Origin of the sequence: Microbacterium sp. BH-3-3-3 (genome assembly GCF_001792815.1) — a bacterium.
GTDB lineage: Bacteria > Actinomycetota > Actinomycetes > Actinomycetales > Microbacteriaceae > Microbacterium.
This window is the reverse complement of record NZ_CP017674.1, coordinates 495355-513906: the sequence shown is the minus strand read 5'-3', so window position 1 is coordinate 513906 and position 18552 is coordinate 495355. Positions and strand designations below refer to the sequence as shown.

The window sequence follows — 18552 nt, the reverse complement described above, 5'->3', positions numbered from 1 at the left end:
CCACTACGTGGTCGGGCGCGCAACCGCAATGCCCGAGTGATGTCGGAGCCCCTGCGTAGCGTCGAGGTGGGCCTTCGTTTCGCGGCCCACGACGTCAGGAGAGCCATGACCGAGCCGACCACCCCGCAGAGCCCGACCACCGCCAACAACGGCGCCCCGGTCGCCAGTGACGAACACTCGCAGAGCGTCGGAGCCGACGGCTCCGTCGCCCTCACCGACCACTACCTCATCGAGAAGCTCGCGCAGTTCAACCGCGAGCGGGTGCCGGAGCGCGTGGTGCACGCCAAGGGCGGCGGAGCGTTCGGCACGTTCCGCACCACCGGCGACGTGTCGGCCTACACGCGCGCCGCTCTGTTCCAGCCCGGCGTCGAGACCGAGATGCTCGCCCGTTTCTCGTCGGTCGCCGGCGAGCAGGGCAGCCCCGACACCTGGCGCGATCCGCGCGGCTTCTCGCTGAAGTTCTACACGACCGAGGGCAACTACGACCTCGTCGGCAACAACACCCCGGTCTTCTTCGTGAAGGACGGCATCAAGTTCCCCGACTTCATCCGCTCGCAGAAGCGCCTGCCGGGCAGCCACCTGCGCGACAACACGATGCAGTGGGACTTCTGGACGCTGTCTCCCGAGAGCGCCCACCAGGTGACCTGGCTGATGGGCGACCGCGGCATCCCGGCATCGTGGCGTCACATGAACGGCTACGGCTCGCACACGTACCAGTGGATCAACGCCGAGGGGGAGCGGTTCTGGGTCAAGTACCACTTCCACACCGACCTGGGCCACAAGACGCTCACGCAAGACGAGGCCGACCAGATCGCCGGTCAAGACGCCGACTTCCACATTCGCGATCTCTACGCCGCGATCGAGCGGGCCGAGTTCCCGACGTGGACGCTCAAGGTGCAGATCATGCCGTACGACGATGCCAAGACGTACCGATTCAACCCCTTCGACCTGACCAAGGTGTGGCCGCACAGCGACTACCCCGAGATCGAGGTCGGCACGATGGAGCTGAACCGCAATCCGGGCAATTACTTCGCCGAGATCGAGCAGGCGGCCTTCGAGCCGTCGAACTTCGTGCCCGGCATCGACGGCAGCCCCGACAAGATGCTGCAGGCCCGCATCTTCAGCTACGCCGACGCGCACCGCTACCGCGTGGGAACCAACTACCAGCAGCTGCCGGTCAACCGGCCGCACACCGAGGTGCACTCGTACTCGAAGGAAGGCGCGATGCGCTACGAGTACAACCCGCCCGAGGTGCCCGTGTACGCGCCCAACTCGGTCGGAGGCCCCGCGGCCGACCCGCGCCGCGCGGGCGACGGCGGCTGGCAGAGCGACGGCGACCTCGTCCGCTCGGCGGCCACCCTGCACCCCGAAGACGACGACTGGGGTCAGGCCGGCACATTGGTGCGCGATGTCATGTCGGCCGAGCAGCGCGACCGTCTCGTCGAGACGATCACCGGGCACGTCGGGGGAGTGACCCGCGCCGAGGTGCGCGAGCGCGCCGTGCAGTACTGGAAGAACGTGGATGCCGAGATCGGCTCCCGCGTCGAGGCCGCGCTGCCCCCGCTCGAGGGTTCGACCGCGCCCGGCGAGCAGTTGAGTGAGCCGAACCCCGACGGCGACCTCGTCGGAACGGACGTGGCGGGGAAGATCTGAGGTCGGCGACCGGCGGCGCCCCGCGGGGTGTCGCCGGTTCGTCGCTCAGAGCGGCGCGCGCTCGTCGCGCGTCAGCCGGAACCGGGATGCCAGCACCCCGGCGATGAGCGCTCCCGCCCCGCCCGCGATCATGTCGCCGATGGTGTCGTCGTAGGTGACGAAGATCGCGTCGGTGATGAAGCGGTAGCCGAACCACTCGATCATCTCCCACCCGGCGCTGAGCGCGAGGCCCGCGAGGGTGGCGACGACGATCGGCGTGCGGCGACGCCCGGTCGGCGCGACGACTCCGGCGTCGTCGAGCAGCACGAGGGCGACGGCGGCGAGCAGACCGGTGCAGGCGAGGTGAACGACGAGATCCCACCCCGTCCATGCCCGATACAGCTCGAGCACGTTGCTGCCGGCGGCGACGAACACGGTGACGCAGGTGACGAGGTCGAGGCCCGAACGCAGGCCGATCATGCGCGAGAGCATCACCGCGGGCAGCGACATCGACAGCACGGCGAAGTCCGTGAACGGCAGGGTGAACAGCGAGACGATCACGAGCACGATGGCGAGCGCACGGACGGCATCGGTCACCCAATCCGTGACGCTTCGCGGCGGGCGCTTCAGGTTGGCGTACATGGCCCGGATCACGGGTGCCCCTCCCTCGTGTCGACAGCTCGTCCGTGCGCCATCACGCCGCCCCGGTGGGAATGCGCACGACGGCCTGCACGGCCAGGTGGTCGCTCGGCCATTGCGTCCCCGTCGGCCGGGGGTCGATGCCCACGGCGCGCACCCCGACGTCGGGGGTCGCGAGCACGGCGTCGATGCGCCGAGCGCCGAGCTTCGGGCGCGCGTAGTTGTTGAAGGTGCCCCACTCGGCGGTCCGTCGTGTGGGGGCGTACGACCAGGTGTCGACGAGCAGACCCGCGGCGAACATGGCGGCGAGTTCGTCGGAGCGGATGGGCGCGTTGACATCGGCGGTGAACAGCAGCGGTCGCGTGCGGTCGGCGACCAGGTCGTGCAGCCACGTGGCCGAGCGCTTGCGGGCTCGTCGTGAGAACGCGTCGAAGTGGGTGTTGACGAAGGTGAAGCGCGCGTCGGTCGCGCGGTCGCGCAGCTGCGCGATCACCGCGACGCGGGGGATGGTGTTGCCCCACCCCGTCGAACCCGGCACGGTCGGGGTGTCGGAGAGCATGACCTGCTCCCAGTCCTCCAGCTCGATGCGGTCGCGATCGTAGAACAGCGGCGTGCCCTCGCCGCCGCGGTCCTTGCCGCGACCGAGGCCCACCCGTCCGTAGCGCGTGCCCAGCGAGTCCTGCACCCAGCGCGCCTGGTCGGGCATCGCCTCCTGGGAGCCGAGCAGATGCGGGCGGTTCGCGCCGAGGAAGGTGCGCAGGCGTTGCTTGCGCAGGGGCCACCGGTCGGCGGGCGGCCACGTGAGGCGTTCGAAGCGGCGTCGCACGTTGAAGCTCATGACGTGCAGGTCGGGTGCGTCGACGTTCGGGAACAGGATGCCGGCCATCAGCGAGCAGCCCCGCTGCGCGAGCCGCGCGACTCACCCGGCGCGCCGACCTCGCGGGCGCGGCCGGCGTGGGTCGCACGTCGACGCACGAGCCGCGCCCACCGTGCGGGCGGGAGGTCGCCCGGCCAGTGCGCGAACACCGTCCCCGCCCCGCGGCGGAAGCAGCGGACGAAGCGGCGCGGCTCGACCGTGCGCGACGACACCCGCATGTGCCGGCCGGGGACGAAGCGGATACGGTGACGCCGGCCGAGGTGGTACGCGAGATCGAGGTCGTCGTGAAGCTCGGGATCCACGTGCACCTCACTGCGGACCGCGTTCCACGCGCGTCGCCGGAACGCCATGTTCGACCCCCAGAGCGGCGTGTGGCCCAGCGCGGGGAAAGCGAAGGCGGCGTATGTGCCCAGGAAGGCGCGCGACAGGGCCACCCGTCCGGCGACGGGGCCGTCGTGGAAGACGGCGCCGCCGGTCACGGCATCCACCGCCGGGTCGCTCAGAGCATCGACCATGCTCGCCACCCACGTGGGCTCGGGGATGCTGTCGGCATCGAGACGCAGGATCAGGTCACCGTGGGCGGCGTCGTATCCGGCAGCGGCGGCGGCGGGAATGCCGCGCTCGCCGCAGAACACCACGCGGGCACCCGCGGCGCGGGCGATGTCGGCGCTGTCGTCGGTCGAGGCGTTGTCGACGACGACGATCTCGTCGGCGACGGTGGTCTGGGCCGCGAGGGCGCGCAGACACCGCCGCAGGTGCGGTCCGTCGTCGAGAACGGGGATGACGACCGACACGGTGGTGAGCTGCACGATGTCGGGCGTCGCAGCGGATCTTTCGGGCACGGCAAGCTCCAGACGGGGTCGTCCTGCCACGCTAAGCGATGCGTCGAGGGGCGTTCGCCGGGTTGACGCTTTCGTACGCTGGAGACATGGCATCCGTCCTCAACGTCTCGGCGTACCTCTTCACGCGCATCGACGATCCCGCGGTCGTGCGCGAGACGCTCCGCGATCGGGCCGGGGCGGCGGGACTGCGGGGAACGATCCTGCTGGCCGAGGAGGGCATCAACCTCTTCCTCGCCGGATCGCCGGAGGCCGTGCGTGCCTTCGTCGACCAGCTGCGCGCCGATGAGCGGTTCGCCGCCCTCGAGACGAAGGACAGCTGGTCGGACACCGTGCCGTTCGGGCGGCTCCTGGTGAAGGTCAAGCGCGAGATCATCCGCATGGACCGCCCCGAGGTGCGCCCGCAGGACGGCCGGGCTCCCGCTGTGTCGCCCGAGACCCTGCGCCGGTGGCTGGACCGGGGCAGCGACGACGACGGCCGCGAGGTCGTGCTCGTCGACACCCGCAACGCGTTCGAGGTCGACTACGGCACCTTCGCGGGCGCGAAGGACTGGCGCATCGAGCGCTTCACCCAGTTCCCGGATGCGGCGGACTCCCACCGCGACGAACTCGCCGGCAAAACGGTGGTGAGCTTCTGCACCGGGGGATCCGCTGCGAGAAGGCGGCGCTGTACCTGCGCGACGAGGGGTTGGACGCCTATCAGCTCGACGGGGGCATCCTCGGGTGGTTCGCCGCCCAAGGAGGTGCGCACTGGAACGGCGAGTGCTTCGTCTTCGACGAGCGCGAGGCCGTCGACCCGGCGCTCGCCCCGGCGGGCGCGGCCATCGCTCCCGCGGGCGTGTCTCGGGCGGGCGACTGAGATGCTCTGGGACCAGCACGCCTGCGTCGAGCTCGTCGACACGGCCGACATCGGCGAACTGCTCCGCTACCGCGGCGGCGGCGGGGGATACGTCTCTCTCAACGTCGGTTTCGCTCCCCATCCGCCCGCGCTCACGGCATCCCTGCTCCGCTCCTTCCGGGCGCAGGTGACCGCGATCGACGGGCTCGAGCTGGCCGCCACGGTCGCCGACATCGACCGCGTCGCCGCGCGAGGCGACACCGCCGTGGCCTTCGACCTCGAGGACTGCGCGCCGCTCGGCGGAGACCTCGACGCGGTGGAGGGACTCGTCGCGCAGGGCGTGCGCACGCTGGCGCCGACCTACAACCACGCCAACCGCGCCGGCGGTGGCTGCTTAGACGCGGTCGACGACGGTCTCACCGGGTGGGGACGCGACCTCGTCGCCGAGATGAACGCGCGCGGAATGGTGCCCGACGGCTCGCACGTCGGTGCGCGGACGACGTTCGACCTGTGCGCGGTCTCGACCCGACCGGTCGTCTTCAGCCACTCCAACATGCGTGCGGTGTGGGAGCACCCGCGCAACATCACCGACGACCAGGCGCGAGCCGTCGCCGACACCGGGGGAGTGGTGGGCATCACGGGGGTGGGGATCTTCCTCGGCCCCAACACCCCGACCCTCGAGGCGATGGTGCGCCACCTCGATCACGCCGTCGAGGTCGTCGGCATCCGGCACGTCGGGGTGAGCACCGACTTCTCGTTCGACTGGCAGACCTTCCGCGCCACGATCACCGGGACCCCCGAGCTGTACGACGAGAGCTACACCCGGTGGGGGCCGATGCAGTGGATGCCGCCCGAGACGTTCGTCGACCTGGGCGCAGCGCTGCAGGCGCGAGGATGGAGCGACACCGACGTCGCTGCGGTGCTCGGCGGCAACTTCCGCCGGGTCGCAGCCGAGAGCTGGGAGCCCCGCCCATGACCGACCTTCGAAACGGCGCCGTGCTGCGCGCCGCGCGTGCCGGCGACGAGAACGGAATCCTGGCGTGCATCCAGGCGCTGGCCGACTACGAGAAGGAGCCGGATGCCGTCGACAACACGGCCGGAATGATCGCCGAGACCCTGTTCGGCGACGATCCCCGCGCCTTCGCCTTCGTCGTGGAGGGGCCCGACGGCATCCGCGCCATCGCGATCTGGTTCCTCACCTACTCCACGTGGACCGGCCGCCACGGCATCTGGCTCGAAGACCTGTACGTGCACGAGCAGTACCGCTCGCACGGCTACGGCGTCGCCCTGCTGTCGGCGCTCGCCGCGGAGTGCCTCGAGAAGCAGTACACGCGTCTGGAGTGGACCGTGCTCGATTGGAACGAGCCCGCCATCGGCTTCTACCGCGCGCTCGGGGCCGAGGCGATGGAGGAGTGGACGACGCGTCGCGTGACCGGCGAGGCGCTGACGGCGCTGGCGGCGCGCGGCGAGGTCGCCGGAGCGGTCTGAGACGGCATTCCGCCGACCGCCCGGGTGCCCGTTCAGCCGGCGAGGTCTGCGAGCACGGCTTCGGCGGCCCGCTGCCCCGACACCAGCGCGCCCTGGATCGACGCGGTGTCGCGGTGGTCGCCCGCGATGTACCGTCCGTCGTCGAGCCTGACGGGTCGACGTAGCCGCAGCGGCGGGTCCTGCGCGGGGAGCGCGCCGACGACATCGTCGCGGCGGAGCAGGCGCCAGGGTCGGGTGTCGGCATCCCAGATCTCGGCGAGCTGGCGACGGATGCCGTCCTCCGACGCCTCCGACGGCATCACGCACGTCGCCTGCACGAGGTGCTGCCCGCGCGGCGCGTACGTGGGGGCGGTGTTCGTCATGATCGCGGTGTTGACGATCGGGCCGCGACGGCGTCCGTCGACGCGCAGGGCGGCGTCGGTGCTGGGCGCCCGGTCGGCGGCGAACCACCACGTCTGCAGGCCCCGCGGGCGGGGGAGCGGGACGTCGAGGTCGGGCGAGAGCCCGGTGGCGACGACGACGGCGCGCGCCGTCACGGCCTCGTGGCCCTCGACGCCCACGTGCCAGCCGTGCGCGCGGCGGCGGGTGGAGACGACCCGGTGCGACAGCCGGATGCCGGCCCCGGCACGCCGGGCGGTGTCGGCGAGCTGCGCGGGAAGCGCGCCGATGCCCGCGGCGGGGACGCCCGGGCGGCCGAGGGCGAAGCTGCGGATGAGAAGACGTACGAAGGCGTCGGAGGTCTCCTGCCGATCGTCGGCGAGAACGCCGGCGAGGAACGGCTCGAGCACGCTCTCGCGCAGCGCGCCGCGGAGCCCGGTGCGATCCCACGCCTCGGCGAGCGCGCGGTCGGGGCCGGTCTTCGCGGCTCGGGCGGAGGCGAGGGTCGGGGCCGCCCAGCGTGCCAGGGCGACGAGGTCGGCGGGTCGCACGAGTCCACTCGACAGCGTCGCGGGGAGCGACAGCGGGTGGCGCAGCGGATGAGCGAGCCGTGCGAGGCGGTCGTCGAGCCGCACGCCGACGGCGACGGGGAAGCGCCGGAGGGCGAGGGCCTCGACGTCGACCCACCGTCGCACGGCCGGGTACGCCGGGTTCAGCACGTGGAATCCGAGGTCGAGGCGGAACCCGTCGACGACGTCGGTGCGTTCTCGTCCGCCGACGGTGTCGCCGGCCTCGAGCACGACGACGTCGCGGCCGGACTCGGCCAGGTGGGTCGCGCAGCGGAGCCCGGCCAGACCCGCGCCCACCACGATGACGTCGTATGCGCTCATCCGGCGAGCCTATGCAGCGCGTTACCGGGGGGAGCGGGGGTTGCCGTGCGCGATGATAAGGGCATGGAATCCGTCACCGTCCTCTTCGTCTGCGTCCACAACGCCGGACGCTCCCAGATGGCCGCCGGTTACGCGCGCGCGCTCGGCGGCGACCGCGTCACCGTCCTGTCCGGAGGCAGCGCCCCGGGCGCGACGCTCAACCCGATGGCGGTCGCGGCGATGGCCGAGGAGGGCATCGACATCAGCGCCGAGGTGCCGCAGCTGCTGCTGACCGACGACGTGCGCGCCTCCGACGCGGTGATCACGATGGGCTGCGGCGACGCGTGCCCGATCTTCCCCGGCAAGCGCTACGAGGACTGGCAGCTCACCGACCCGGCGGGAAAGGGCCTCGACGAGGTGCGGCCGATCCGCGACGACATCAAGACCCGGGTGCAGCGCCTGCTCGACGAACTGCTCGCCTGACACGACGAAGGCCCGGATGCCGTGGCATCCGGGCCCTCGTCAGTCGACTTACGCGGAGGCTTCCTCGCGCTTCGGGAGCACCCAACCGGGGCGCACGAAGTGGCACGTGTAGCCGTGGGGGATGCGCACGAGATAGTCCTGGTGCTCGGGCTCGGCCTCCCAGAACGCGGCCTCGGCCTCGATCGTCGTGACGGCCTTCGCGGGCCAGATGCCCGAGGCGTCGACGTCGGCGATCGTGTCGCGCGCGACCTTCTCCTGCTCGGGGGAGAGCGGGAAGATCGCCGAGCGGTAGCTCGTGCCCACGTCGTTGCCCTGTCGGTTCAGCGTCGACGGGTCGTGGATCTGGAAGAAGAACGCCAGGATGTCGCGGTAGCTCGTCTGCGTGGGATCGAAGACGATCTCGACGGCCTCGGCGTGCCCCGGGTGATTGCGGTAGGTGGCGTGCTCGTTCTGCCCGCCGGTGTAGCCGACGCGCGTGTCGAGCACGCCGGGCTGACGACGGATGAGGTCTTCGACACCCCAGAAGCAGCCGCCCGCGAGGACGGCGGTCTCGGTGCCGGGGCGGCGGGTGATCTCGCCGGTGTCGGAAGGTCCGCTGGTCATGATGGTGCTCCTTTTGCGGTTGCGGAACGGGAAGAGGTTCACGAGGCGGGGCTCTCGCGGAACAGGGGGAGGTACGCGCCGTACCCCTGGGCGTCGAGCTCGTTGACCGGCACGAAACGCATCGCCGCCGAGTTCATGCAGTATCTCAGCCCGCCGGCATCGCGGGGGCCGTCGTCGAACAGGTGCCCGAGGTGGCTGTCCGCTCCGGCGGAGCGCACCTCGGTGCGCGTCATCCACAGGGTGCGGTCCTTCTTCTCGACGACGGCGGCGTCGTCGAGGGGGCGGGTGAAGCTCGGCCAGCCCGAACCGCTCTCGAATTTGTCCCTCGACGAGAACAGGGGCTGCCCCGACACGACGTCGACGTAGATCCCGTCCTCGTGGTTGTCCCAGTACTCGTTGCGGAACGGCGGCTCGGTGGCGTCGTCCTGCGTGACGGCGAACTGGCGGTCGGTGAGACGGCTCAACGCCTCCGACGTCTTCCGGTACTCCGTGCTCACGGGTGTGTCCTCTCGTTCAGACGCCCGGAATCGGGCGATACGGGGAAGAACGTCGTCGCCGCCGGTTTTGGTCCCGTGGGGCTGGGAGCGGGCTGTGAGTTGTCGGGGAGGGAGGATGCCGAGGGCAAGCCCCGCAGTTGTCACCGGTGCCCGCACTAGCGTGACGACATCGACCAGGAGGTTCGCATGACCCGCACCATCGTCATCACCGGCGCCAGCGACGGCATCGGCGCCGCGTCCGCGAAACAACTCGCCCAGCTCGGCGAGGAAGTGGTGGTGGTCGGGCGCAACCCCGAGAAGACCGCCCGGGTGGCGCGCACGCTCGGGGTGGAGTCGTTCGTCGCCGACTTCAGCGAGCTGTCGCAGGTGCGCGAGCTCGCGGCCTCCCTTCTGGAGCGCTACCCCCGCATCGACGTGCTCGCCAACAACGCCGGGGGCGTGTTCGGCGAGCGCACCCTGACGGCCGACGGCTACGAGACCACGTTCCAGGTGAACCATCTCGCGCCCTTCCTGCTCACGAACCTGCTGCGCGAGCGGCTCATCGAGTCGCAGGCGTCGGTGATCCAGACCTCGAGCGCCGCGGCCAGGCTCTTCCCCCGCTTCGACATCGACGATCTGCAGGGAGAGCACCGCTACTCGTCGACCGCGGCGTACGGCAACGCGAAGCTGGCGAACGTGCTGTTCACCAAGGAGCTGAACCGTCGCTTCGGCGATGCAGGTCTCTCGGCGGTGGCCTTCCACCCGGGCGTGATCGCCTCGAACTTCGGATCGACCAGCGACGGACCGTGGAAGTTCCTCTACGGCGGACCCCTCGCCCAACGCCTCATGACGTCGACGTCGGTCGGCGGCGCGCGCCTGACCTGGCTCGCCCTCGGCAAGCCCGGCGTCGACTGGGTGCCCGGCGGCTTCTACTCGAACAACAAGGCGGCCAAGACCAACCGGCTGGCCGACGACCCCGTGGTGGCGCGACAGCTCTGGGAGCGCAGCGCCGTGCTCGCGGACCTGCCGCTCTGAGCCGAGCCGTCGCGGGTCGCCGCCGCGCGGACGGCTCCCGCGCGTGCGGTCAGCGCACTCCCGCGCGCGGCGGCCCGACGTTCCATCCGAGGCGCTCAAGGCCGTCGTGCAAGCGGCGCGCCTGCGCCCAGGCGATCTCACCCGACACGTCGGAGTAGACGTCGATCGCGAACGGCGGCGGATCGGCGAACTTCGGGATCTCGACCTCGGCCCAGGCGTGCGGGGCCAACCAGACCCGGGGGCGCGCCGTTCCGGCGTCGTCGACCCCTCCGTCGGCAGCGAGCGCGATGACATCCAACGCGTCGATCTTGGTGATGGGCATGTCGACGACCAGCGTCACCGCGTGCAGCGTCTCGGACATCGCCCACCTCCTGTCGGTTCATCTTCACACGCGGATTCCGCGCGCGGGTCGTGGGCGACGATCGCGGGGCGGCGGATCGCATAGCTCGCGCACAGGATCGGTCAAGTCTCGGACAGGGTGCGTCGCGCACAGTCGACCCATCGACATCACCCGACACCCGGAGGCGGCCATGACCAGGATCCCCGACACCCAGATGACCCCCGACGGCCCCGCGTACGAGGGCCGTCTGCTCGACCGGGCCGACGAGCCGGTCGTCGACCAGGGGGCACCGTTCGACATCCGAACGCTCGTGTCGCGCCGCGGCATCCTGGGTCTCGTCACCCTCAGTGCCGGTGCGGTCGCGCTCGCCGCCTGCACCCCGGCCGCGACCGGAACGGCCGCGCCCACAACGGCCGCGCCCACAACGACGCCCACCGCCACCCCGACCGTCTCGGCGACACCCACCGCCTCGGCCGCGAGCGCGGCCGCCGCCCTGCCCGCCGGTGAGATCCCCGATGAGACCGCGGGGCCCTACCCGGGTGACGGGTCGAACGGCCCCGACGTCCTCGAGCGGTCCGGCATCGTGCGCAGCGACCTGCGCACGAGCCTCGACGGAAGCGCCACGGCCACGGGCGTGCCGATGACCCTGAACCTCACGATTCTCGACACCGCCGGCGGCGACGTGCCCTTCGCCGGTGCCGCCGTGTACGTGTGGCACTGCGACACCCAGGGGCGTTACTCGATGTACTCCTCGGGCATCGAGGACCAGACGTACCTCCGGGGCGTGCAGGTCGTCGGATCAGACGGCGTCGTGTCGTTCACCTCGATCTTCCCCGGCTGCTACGACGGCCGCTGGCCGCACATCCACTTCGAGGTGTATCCGAACGTGGATGCCATCACCGACGCCTTCCAGGCGATCGCGACCTCGCAGGTGGCCCTGCCGCAGGCCGCGTGCGACGTCGTCTACGCGGACGCGGCGTATCCCTCGTCGGCATCCAATCTCTCCCGCGTCTCGCTCGACAGCGACAACGTGTTCGGCGACGACGGGGGAGCGCTCGAGCTCGCCACCGCCTCGGGCGACAACACCGCAGGCTGGACGGTCGCCCTGGGCGTCCGCGTCGACACCACCACCACCCCGACCGCGGGCGCCGCTCCCGGCGGACGCGGCTGACCGACGAGGACCCCACCCCACCCTCACCGTCCTGAACGCCACCGCCTCACGGTGAGATCTCGCCGCGAGTAGCCTCGGTGAGTGACCGGACTTCAGAACGATGCGACGCCGGGGCGGCGTGTTCTCGTCGGCGGTCTCTCCCACGAGGAGCTTCTCGCGCGACTCGATGAAGCACGCGTCCTACTCAACGTGCACGCCGAAACGCTCCTGGCCGCGGCGGCGGTCGAGGGTCCTTCCGAAGCCGAGACGCTCGTGATCGTGGAGCGATCGGTGCGCGAGCTCGGTCTTCCCGAAGGGGGGACCCTGCCTGAGATCTACGAACGCGCGCTGGCCGACGGGCTCCGACTCTGCCCCCCGGCCACCGCGGCGTACCTCCGACTGGCTCTGCACGACCAGGCGTCCGCCCCCGACAGCGTCCTGAGCGCCGGTCGCGCGCCGTCGGGATCCCTCACCGTCGCCGCTCCGCGCCTTCGAGACGACCCCGACTTCCCGGCGGGCCTTTACCTCAGGGTGATCGACGACCGACCCTGGCTGCGGGGATACCGCTGCGACGACCAGCACGAGTGGTCGGCTGATGACATGTTCGTTTTTTCGGGCGGCGGGCTGATCGCGCCGAGACCGACCGACCCGCACGACCGCGACGGCGACGGCTGGGCCTGCAACGGCTGAGCGAGCGGCGGGCGCGGTGATCTAATCGATCCATGCCCTCGCCCCGCGCACAACTGCAAGACCTCGTCCGTCGGCCGCGGACCGGACCGGCACCCGCCGACGCCTTCACCGCCCTGCAGGCGCTGCCGGTCGAGGGCGAGGCGCGCGCGGCGGCGGTGCTCATCCTGTTCGGCGTGCTCGACGGCATCCCGAGTCGGCGACGGGCGACCCATGTCCCCAGCGACCTCGACGTCCTGCTTCTGGCTCGGGCGAGCACGCTGCGCGCCCACCCCGGCCAGGTGGCCTTCCCCGGCGGGCGGGTCGACCCGGACGATGCGGATGCCGTGGCGGCGGCGCTGCGGGAGGCACGAGAGGAGACGGGGCTCGATCCGGCCGGGGTCGAGGTGCTGGGCGCGCTCGACGCCGTCCCCCTGGCGTTCTCCCGGCACGAGGTCACCCCGGTGATCGGCTGGTGGGCGCGCCCGACGCCCGTGCGCGCCGTGGACCGGGCCGAGTCGGCCGAGGTGTTCCGCGCGCCCGTCGCGGATCTGCTCGACCCGGCGCGTCGCGGGTCGACGGTGATCCGCCGCGACGGACGGGAGTGGAGGGGGCCTGCGTTCTCGCTCGAGACGGCCGGGGGTCCGCAGACGGTCTGGGGGTTCACCGCGATCGTGCTCGACGGGCTGTTCGACCGCCTGGGCTGGACGGAGCCGTGGGATGCCGAACGCGAGATCGCGCTCCCCGACCCGGGCTCGACCCCTTCTCCCCACACCGCTGATCATTAGCGTGTTCCCCCGGCTTCGTCATCCGCGATGTGCGCTGCCGTCCGGATCGCTAGCGTGGAGTTCGTGACTGCGCCTATCGACCCCACCACCACCGCCGCCTGGTCCCGACTGACCGCCCTGCGCGACGCCTTCGATCCCGACCTGCGCGGCTGGTTCGCCGCGGATGCCGACCGCACGAGCACCCTGACGCGCAGCGTCGGCGACCTCCACGTCGACCTGTCCAAGAACCTCGTGACCGCCGAGGTGCTCGACGCCCTCGTCGCTCTCGCGGGCGAGACGGGCGTGCGCGAGCGCTTCGCCGACATGCTGCGGGGCGCACACCTCAACACCAGCGAAGACCGCGCGGTGCTGCACACGGCCCTGCGTCGCCCGGCGGGCGCCGCGCCTGCCCTCGTGGTCGACGGCCAGCAGATCGATCACGACGTGCACGAGGTGCTCAACCGCCTGAGTGCCTTCGCCGATCGCGTGCGGGCGGGCGAGTGGCGCGGGGTGACCGGCAAGAAGGTCACCACCGTCGTCAACATCGGCATCGGCGGCAGCGACCTCGGTCCGGTCATGGTCTACGAGGCCCTTCTTCCGTACGCCGACGCCGGCATCCACGCGCGCTTCGTCTCCAACATCGACCCCACCGACATCGCGCAGAAGACCGCTGATCTCGACCCCGAGACCACGCTGTTCATCGTCGCGTCCAAGACCTTCACCACGCTCGAGACCCTGACCAACGCCCGCCTCGCTCGCGACTGGCTGTGGCAGAAGCTCGCCGCAGCGGGGGCGATCGACGACACCGACGCCGCGCGCACCGACGCCGTCGCCCACCACTTCGTCGCCGTGTCGACGGCGCTCGACAAGGTCGCCGCCTTCGGCATCGACCCGACCAACGCGTTCGGTTTCTGGGACTGGGTGGGCGGCCGCTACTCCGTCGACTCGGCGATCGGTCTGTCGCTGGCGATCACCCTCGGCCCCGACGCGTTCCGCGAGCTGCTCGCCGGCTTCCACGTCGTCGACGAGCACGTCGCCTCCACGCCCGTCGAGCAGAACGTGCCCGTGCTGATGGGCCTTCTGAACGTCTGGTACACCAACTTCCTCGGCGCGCAGTCGCACGCCGTCCTGCCGTACGCCCAGCAGCTGCACCGCTTCGCGGCGTACCTGCAGCAGCTCACGATGGAGTCCAACGGCAAGTCGGTCCGCTGGGACGGCACTCCCGTCACCACCGACACCGGTGAGGTCTTCTGGGGCGAGCCCGGCACCAACGGTCAGCACGCGTTCTACCAGCTGATCCACCAGGGCACGCGGCTCATCCCGGCCGACTTCATCGCCTTCGCGAACCCGGCCTACCCGCTCGCCGACGACGGACGCGACGTGCACGGGCTGTTCCTGGCGAACTTCCTCGCCCAGACCAAGGCCCTGGCCTTCGGCAAGACCGCCGAAGAGGTGGAGGCCGAAGGAACGACCGGCGCCCTCGTCGCCGCACGCACCTTCCCGGGCAACCGCCCGACCACGTCGATCTTCGCGCCGTCGCTGACGCCGTCGGTGCTGGGCCAGCTCATCGCCCTCTACGAGCACATCACCTTCACGCAGGGCACCATCTGGGGCATCAACTCCTTCGATCAGTGGGGTGTCGAGCTGGGCAAGCAATTGGCCCTCCAGATCGCTCCGGCGATCGAGGGCGACGACGAGGCCCTCGCCGCCCAAGACGCCTCCACCGCCGCCCTGCTCGAGTACTACCGCGCGCACCGAGCCTGACGGTCGATTCCGCCGACCGCGGCCGAACGGGCCGATCCGCCGAGAATTTTCGCTCGCGGATCGGCCCGTTTCGCGTGGGAGCGCTGGCGATGCCCGCGCAGCAGGCTGGTGACTCGAGACCGCGCGCGCGAAAGAGAAGAGAAAATCCTGGTCAGGGGCTTATCGGTCTCCCCGTTCCGCCGTGTCCGATGCGAACGGCCGTGCCCCGCTCCGCCTCCGCCCACGGGGATCCCGTGACACTGCGCTCTCACGCCCCTCCCAGGTAACGAAGAGATAACGCTCAGAAGCGCCACCCACACTCGGGGACTTGTGCCGACCCGACGGCACGATTTCGCGCTCGATCCCGACGAGTCGCGCCCCCGACGAAAGATTCCTCCTTGCTGCGTTCCGACCTGAAGCTCGCCCACGTCCACCGCGCCCGTCGCACCCTCGTCACTGCCGCCACGTGCGCCGGACTCGCCTTCGGGCTCGTGGCGACCACGGGGCTCGCGATCGCCGCGCCCACGTCGCTGCCCGATGCCTCGGCATCCTCCTTCTCTGCTCCCGGCACCGCCGCACCGGTGTCGACGGCGCCGACCCTCGACGCCATCAGCACCGGCGCCGCCACCGCGACCTCGGCGGCGCAGGCCGCGCTGTCGAGCGCAACGGCCGTCGAGGCCGATGTCGCGACGACCGGCCTTCCGCTGTCGATCGGCGATGCCTCCATCGACACGAGCGCGCTCCAAGACGCGGTGGAGCGCCTCGACTCGACCGACCTGCTGCCGGTCCTGCTCGTGCCCGCACTGAGCCAGAACGCGCAGGCCGAGACCGAGCGCGTCACCGCGCGCGTGGCGCAGGTGCAGGGGAGCCTCGACGAGGCGAAGGCCGCCAAGGCGGCCGCCGATGCCGCCGCCGAAGCGCAGCGACAGGCCGAGGCCGCAGCCGCCGCCGAGGCGCAGCGACAGGCGGACGCCGCCGCGATGCTCGCCCGCGTGAACACCCCCGACGGTGCGCGCGACTACGCGGCGCAGCTCTCGGCCCAGAAGTACGGCTGGGGAAGCGACCAGTTCTCGTGCCTGTCGTCGCTGTGGCAGAAGGAGTCGGGCTGGAACTACCAGGCGTACAACTCCAGCGGTGCGACCGGGATCCCGCAGTCGCTGCCCGGCAGCAAGATGGCGTCGTTCGGCGACGACTGGCAGACCAACGCCGCCACCCAGATCGCGTGGGGCCTCGACTACATCTCGCGCGGATACGGCACGCCGTGCAGCGCCTGGGGGCACTCGCAGTCGGTGAACTGGTACTGAGAATTCGCCCGCGAGCGACCTTCGACGACCGATAGCGATATATCGTTATGTATCGCTGACCCAGATCGGGTCCGCGCGAAGGAGGTCGTCATGAGTGGTTCATTCCTGGGAGACGCGTTCGGCGGACGCGGTGGCAACAACACCCCCGGCTGGCCGATGTCCAACATCCTCGACGCGATGGAGCAGTTGCGCACGCAGTTCGAGCAGAAGACCAACGCCGCCCCGCGTATGAACAAGGGCGACGTGCGTTCGGCCGTCCTCTCGCTCCTGATCGAGCAGCCCATGCACGGCTACCAGATCATCCGCGAGATCGAGGACCGCAGCGGCGGATCGTGGAAGCCGAGCCCCGGCTCGGTGTACCCCACCCTGCAGCTGCTGACCGACGAAGGACTCGTGCAGTCCGAGGAGTCCAACGGCCGCAAGACCTACTCGCTCACCGCCGAGGGTCGCGCGGCAGCGGGAGACGAGACCACCGAGCGCACCGCGCCGTGGGAGTCCGCGACCTCGCGTGACAGCGGCAGGATGACGGCACTGCCCAAGGCCGGCGTCGAACTGGCCCAGGCGGCGGCGCAGGTCGCGCGCACGGGCGACAAGGAGCAGGTCGCGCAGGCCGTCGAGATCCTCGACGAGGCGCGTCGCAAGCTCTACTCCATCCTCGCCCAGGGCTGAGATTGCCCGAGCTCGACGCGTGCGGAGCGCTCGTCGGCATCCAGGAGATTCGATGACCGACGACGCCCTCATGAAGGCCCGCTACCGACGGATCACGCGGTTCGCCGCGAGATACCTCGTGCAGGCCTGGTGGTATGAGCTGTTCCTGCCGCGGTTCGGTCTCGGGTGGATCTCCGCCCGGGGCCGCACCCGGCGGCTTGAGCGCATCGCCCAGGCGCTTCCACGTGCTGGCCGTCGACCTGGGCGGTCTCATGATCAAGGTCGGGCAGTTCATGTCGTCGCGCCTCGACGTGCTGCCCCCCTCGATCACCAAGCAGCTCGAGGGCCTGCAGGACGAGGTGCCGGCGGTGCCGTTCGCCCAGATGCGCGCCCGCGCCGAGGCCGAGCTGGGGATGCCGTTGGAACGGGCCTTCGCCCGGGTCGACGAGCGTCCGCTCGCCGCGGCGTCGCTGGGCCAGGCGCACCGCGCGACTCTCACCGACGAGCTGGCCGCCGAGACGGGCCTGAGCGCGGTGGTGCTGAAGATCCAGCGCCCCGGAATCGACCGGATCGTCGACGTCGACCTGCGGGCGCTCCGCAAGGTGGGCGTCTGGCTGAGCAAAGTCGCGCTCGTCCGCGACCGCGTCGACATGCCCTCGCTCGTCGAGGAGTTCGCGATCACCAGCCTCGAAGAGATCGACTACCTGCACGAGGCCGCGAACTCCGAGCGCTTCGCCGCCGACTTCGGCGGCGAGGGGGGAGTCGCGGTGCCCGAGGTCGTGTGGGAGCGCACCACCCGTCGCGTGCTGACCCTGCAAGACGTCACGGCCATCAAGATCAACGACGTCGACGCGCTCCGTGCGGCGGGCATCGACCCGTCCGAGGTGGCGGCGCGTTTCGCGGCCGTCATGTTCGACCAGCTCTTTGACGACGGGTTCTTCCACGCCGACCCGCACCCCGGCAACGTCTTCGTCACGCCCGTCTCGACCCCGGATGCCGCCACCCCGGCCTGGCGGTTCACGTTCATCGACTTCGGGATGATGGGCGAGGTGCCTCCCAGCCTCCGTCGGGGGCTTCGACGCGTGTTGATCGCCGCGGCCTCGCGTGACGGCAAGGGCCTGGTCGACGGCATCCGCGATGTCGGAGTGCTGCTGCCCTCCGCCGACACCATCCAGCTCGAACGCGCGATGACCCAGCTGTTCTCGCGCTTCGGCGGAATGGGTTTCGCCGAACTCCAAGAGGTCGATCCGCGCGAGTTCCGGTCGTTCGCGATCGAGTTCGGCGACGTGGTGCGCGCCCTCCCGTTCCAGTTGCCCGAGAACTTCCTCCTCATCGTGCGTGCCATGTCGCTGACCAGCGGAATGTGCAGCGCGCTCGACCCGTCCTTCAACATCTGGGATGCCGTCGAGCCCTACGCCCAGCGCCTGATCCGCGAAGAGAGCGGCAACACCGCTCAGGCCTTCGTGCGCGAGGTGGGAGCGGTTGCCGCGGTCACCGCGCGCCTGCCGCGCCGGGCCGACAACCTCATCTCGCGCCTGGAAGAGGGCTCGCTCTCGGTCGAGACGCCGCGCATCGAGCGTCGTCTGCGCGATCTCGAGCGCATGATCCGTCGAGTCGTGTCGTCGGTGCTGTTCACGGGCCTGCTCGTCGGCGGCGTGCTGCTGCAGGTCGAGCAGTCCGTGCTCGGCACGATCCTGATGATCGTGTCGGTGGTTCCGCTGTCGCACGCCCTGCTCGCCGGCTTCATCGCGCGCCGCAACGGAGCCTGACGCCTCGG

At 70.9% G+C, this 18552-nt stretch carries 18 protein-coding genes and 1 pseudogene; 12 read left to right on the top strand and 7 right to left on the bottom strand.

Annotated features, from left to right (window positions below; all coding sequences use genetic code 11):
* Nucleotides 1-105 precede the first annotated feature (105 nt).
* Complete coding sequence (locus BJP65_RS02415; protein ID WP_070408091.1) at nucleotides 106-1653, top strand: catalase; 1548 nt, start codon at nucleotides 106-108, stop codon at nucleotides 1651-1653.
* A gap of 45 nt (nucleotides 1654-1698) precedes the next feature.
* On the opposite strand, the gene BJP65_RS02410 is transcribed toward BJP65_RS02415, so the two are convergent.
* From BJP65_RS02410 to BJP65_RS02400, 3 genes are all read right to left on the bottom strand, one after another.
* The gene (locus tag BJP65_RS02410; protein WP_258027518.1) at nucleotides 1699-2229 is read right to left on the bottom strand and encodes a hypothetical protein; all 531 of its coding nucleotides are present in this window, start codon (nucleotides 2227-2229) and stop codon (nucleotides 1699-1701) included.
* A gap of 97 nt (nucleotides 2230-2326) precedes the next feature.
* Nucleotides 2327-3157 (bottom strand): endonuclease/exonuclease/phosphatase family protein, encoded by an 831-nt coding sequence (locus BJP65_RS02405; RefSeq protein ID WP_083285666.1) that lies wholly within the window; start codon nucleotides 3155-3157, stop codon nucleotides 2327-2329.
* Nucleotides 3157-3990, bottom strand: coding sequence for a glycosyltransferase family 2 protein (locus BJP65_RS02400; RefSeq protein WP_258027517.1), 834 nt, complete (start codon nucleotides 3988-3990; stop codon nucleotides 3157-3159). Before BJP65_RS02400 ends, BJP65_RS02405 begins: the two co-directional genes overlap by 1 nt.
* A gap of 86 nt (nucleotides 3991-4076) precedes the next feature.
* On the opposite strand from BJP65_RS02400, the gene BJP65_RS16915 reads away from it, so the two are divergent.
* Together BJP65_RS16915 and BJP65_RS02390 are read left to right on the top strand one after the other, a co-directional pair.
* Nucleotides 4077-5801 carry a membrane dipeptidase gene (locus BJP65_RS16915; protein WP_258027516.1) on the top strand — a complete coding sequence of 575 codons (1725 nt, stop codon included), beginning with the start codon at nucleotides 4077-4079 and terminating at the stop codon, nucleotides 5799-5801.
* Nucleotides 5798-6313: a GNAT family N-acetyltransferase gene (locus BJP65_RS02390; protein ID WP_181015966.1), complete on the top strand. Its 516-nt coding sequence runs from the start codon at nucleotides 5798-5800 to the stop codon at nucleotides 6311-6313. The genes BJP65_RS16915 and BJP65_RS02390 overlap by 4 nt, the downstream gene beginning before the upstream one ends.
* 32 nt (nucleotides 6314-6345) lie before the next feature.
* Here the strand turns inward: BJP65_RS02390 and BJP65_RS02385 are convergent, their stop codons facing one another.
* On the bottom strand, nucleotides 6346-7581 hold the full coding sequence (locus tag BJP65_RS02385) for an NAD(P)/FAD-dependent oxidoreductase (RefSeq protein WP_070408089.1): 1236 nt from the start codon (nucleotides 7579-7581) through the stop codon (nucleotides 6346-6348).
* Nucleotides 7582-7644: 63 nt separating this feature from the next.
* On the opposite strand from BJP65_RS02385, the gene BJP65_RS02380 reads away from it, so the two are divergent.
* A complete protein-coding gene (locus tag BJP65_RS02380; RefSeq protein ID WP_070408088.1) occupies nucleotides 7645-8043 on the top strand; it encodes an arsenate reductase ArsC in 399 nt (132 codons plus the stop codon).
* A 48-nt stretch (nucleotides 8044-8091) separates the two neighbouring features.
* Here BJP65_RS02380 and msrA read toward each other — a convergent pair whose 3' ends face one another.
* Both msrA and msrB read right to left on the bottom strand, forming a co-directional pair.
* Nucleotides 8092-8646: a peptide-methionine (S)-S-oxide reductase MsrA gene (msrA, locus tag BJP65_RS02375; protein WP_070408087.1), complete on the bottom strand. Its 555-nt coding sequence runs from the start codon at nucleotides 8644-8646 to the stop codon at nucleotides 8092-8094.
* A gap of 38 nt (nucleotides 8647-8684) precedes the next feature.
* Nucleotides 8685-9143 (bottom strand): peptide-methionine (R)-S-oxide reductase MsrB, encoded by a 459-nt coding sequence (gene msrB / locus BJP65_RS02370; protein WP_070408086.1) that lies wholly within the window; start codon nucleotides 9141-9143, stop codon nucleotides 8685-8687.
* A 186-nt stretch (nucleotides 9144-9329) separates the two neighbouring features.
* On the opposite strand from msrB, the gene BJP65_RS02365 reads away from it, so the two are divergent.
* Nucleotides 9330-10157, top strand: coding sequence for an SDR family NAD(P)-dependent oxidoreductase (locus BJP65_RS02365; protein ID WP_055835731.1), 828 nt, complete (start codon nucleotides 9330-9332; stop codon nucleotides 10155-10157).
* A gap of 49 nt (nucleotides 10158-10206) precedes the next feature.
* On the opposite strand, the gene BJP65_RS02360 is transcribed toward BJP65_RS02365, so the two are convergent.
* Nucleotides 10207-10518: a hypothetical protein gene (locus tag BJP65_RS02360; RefSeq protein WP_055835734.1), complete on the bottom strand. Its 312-nt coding sequence runs from the start codon at nucleotides 10516-10518 to the stop codon at nucleotides 10207-10209.
* A gap of 169 nt (nucleotides 10519-10687) precedes the next feature.
* Between BJP65_RS02360 and BJP65_RS02355 the strand changes: the two genes are divergently transcribed.
* The 7 genes and pseudogenes from BJP65_RS02355 (at nucleotide 10688) to BJP65_RS02325 (ending at nucleotide 18544) form a co-directional block, all read left to right on the top strand.
* Nucleotides 10688-11668: a 3,4-dioxygenase subunit beta gene (locus BJP65_RS02355; RefSeq protein ID WP_070408085.1), complete on the top strand. Its 981-nt coding sequence runs from the start codon at nucleotides 10688-10690 to the stop codon at nucleotides 11666-11668.
* Between the two features lie 81 nt (nucleotides 11669-11749).
* Complete coding sequence (locus tag BJP65_RS02350) at nucleotides 11750-12337, top strand: hypothetical protein (protein ID WP_070408084.1); 588 nt, start codon at nucleotides 11750-11752, stop codon at nucleotides 12335-12337.
* Between the two features lie 32 nt (nucleotides 12338-12369).
* Nucleotides 12370-13101 carry a CoA pyrophosphatase gene (locus tag BJP65_RS02345; RefSeq protein WP_070408083.1) on the top strand — a complete coding sequence of 244 codons (732 nt, stop codon included), beginning with the start codon at nucleotides 12370-12372 and terminating at the stop codon, nucleotides 13099-13101.
* A gap of 27 nt (nucleotides 13102-13128) precedes the next feature.
* Nucleotides 13129-14844 carry a glucose-6-phosphate isomerase gene (pgi, locus tag BJP65_RS02340; protein WP_070408082.1) on the top strand — a complete coding sequence of 572 codons (1716 nt, stop codon included), beginning with the start codon at nucleotides 13129-13131 and terminating at the stop codon, nucleotides 14842-14844.
* A 377-nt stretch (nucleotides 14845-15221) separates the two neighbouring features.
* Nucleotides 15222-16127, top strand: coding sequence for a hypothetical protein (locus BJP65_RS02335; RefSeq protein WP_055937498.1), 906 nt, complete (start codon nucleotides 15222-15224; stop codon nucleotides 16125-16127).
* 90 nt (nucleotides 16128-16217) lie between these two features.
* The gene (locus tag BJP65_RS02330; RefSeq protein ID WP_055835753.1) at nucleotides 16218-16796 is read left to right on the top strand and encodes a PadR family transcriptional regulator; all 579 of its coding nucleotides are present in this window, start codon (nucleotides 16218-16220) and stop codon (nucleotides 16794-16796) included.
* Nucleotides 16797-16848: 52 nt separating this feature from the next.
* Nucleotides 16849-18544, top strand: a pseudogene (locus BJP65_RS02325) (ABC1 kinase family protein).
* Nucleotides 18545-18552 lie beyond the last annotated feature (8 nt).

Bases quoted from the DNA above. Each gene is read 5' to 3' on its own strand.
- BJP65_RS02385 (WP_070408089.1), bottom strand. From the start codon at position 7,581: ATGAGCGCATACGACGTCATCGTGGTGGGCGCGGGTCTGGCCGGGCTC.
- BJP65_RS02405 (WP_083285666.1), bottom strand. From the start codon at position 3,157: ATGGCCGGCATCCTGTTCCCGAACGTCGACGCACCCGACCTGCACGTC.
- msrA (WP_070408087.1), bottom strand. From the start codon at position 8,646: ATGACCAGCGGACCTTCCGACACCGGCGAGATCACCCGCCGCCCCGGC.
- BJP65_RS16915 (WP_258027516.1), top strand. From the start codon at position 4,077: ATGGCATCCGTCCTCAACGTCTCGGCGTACCTCTTCACGCGCATCGAC.
- BJP65_RS02355 (WP_070408085.1), top strand. From the start codon at position 10,688: ATGACCAGGATCCCCGACACCCAGATGACCCCCGACGGCCCCGCGTAC.
- BJP65_RS02390 (WP_181015966.1), top strand. From the start codon at position 5,798: ATGACCGACCTTCGAAACGGCGCCGTGCTGCGCGCCGCGCGTGCCGGC.
- BJP65_RS02415 (WP_070408091.1), top strand. From the start codon at position 106: ATGACCGAGCCGACCACCCCGCAGAGCCCGACCACCGCCAACAACGGC.
- BJP65_RS02345 (WP_070408083.1), top strand. From the start codon at position 12,370: ATGCCCTCGCCCCGCGCACAACTGCAAGACCTCGTCCGTCGGCCGCGG.
- pgi (WP_070408082.1), top strand. From the start codon at position 13,129: ATGTGCGCTGCCGTCCGGATCGCTAGCGTGGAGTTCGTGACTGCGCCT.
- BJP65_RS02360 (WP_055835734.1), bottom strand. From the start codon at position 10,518: ATGTCCGAGACGCTGCACGCGGTGACGCTGGTCGTCGACATGCCCATC.
- BJP65_RS02330 (WP_055835753.1), top strand. From the start codon at position 16,218: ATGAGTGGTTCATTCCTGGGAGACGCGTTCGGCGGACGCGGTGGCAAC.
- BJP65_RS02365 (WP_055835731.1), top strand. From the start codon at position 9,330: ATGACCCGCACCATCGTCATCACCGGCGCCAGCGACGGCATCGGCGCC.
- BJP65_RS02380 (WP_070408088.1), top strand. From the start codon at position 7,645: ATGGAATCCGTCACCGTCCTCTTCGTCTGCGTCCACAACGCCGGACGC.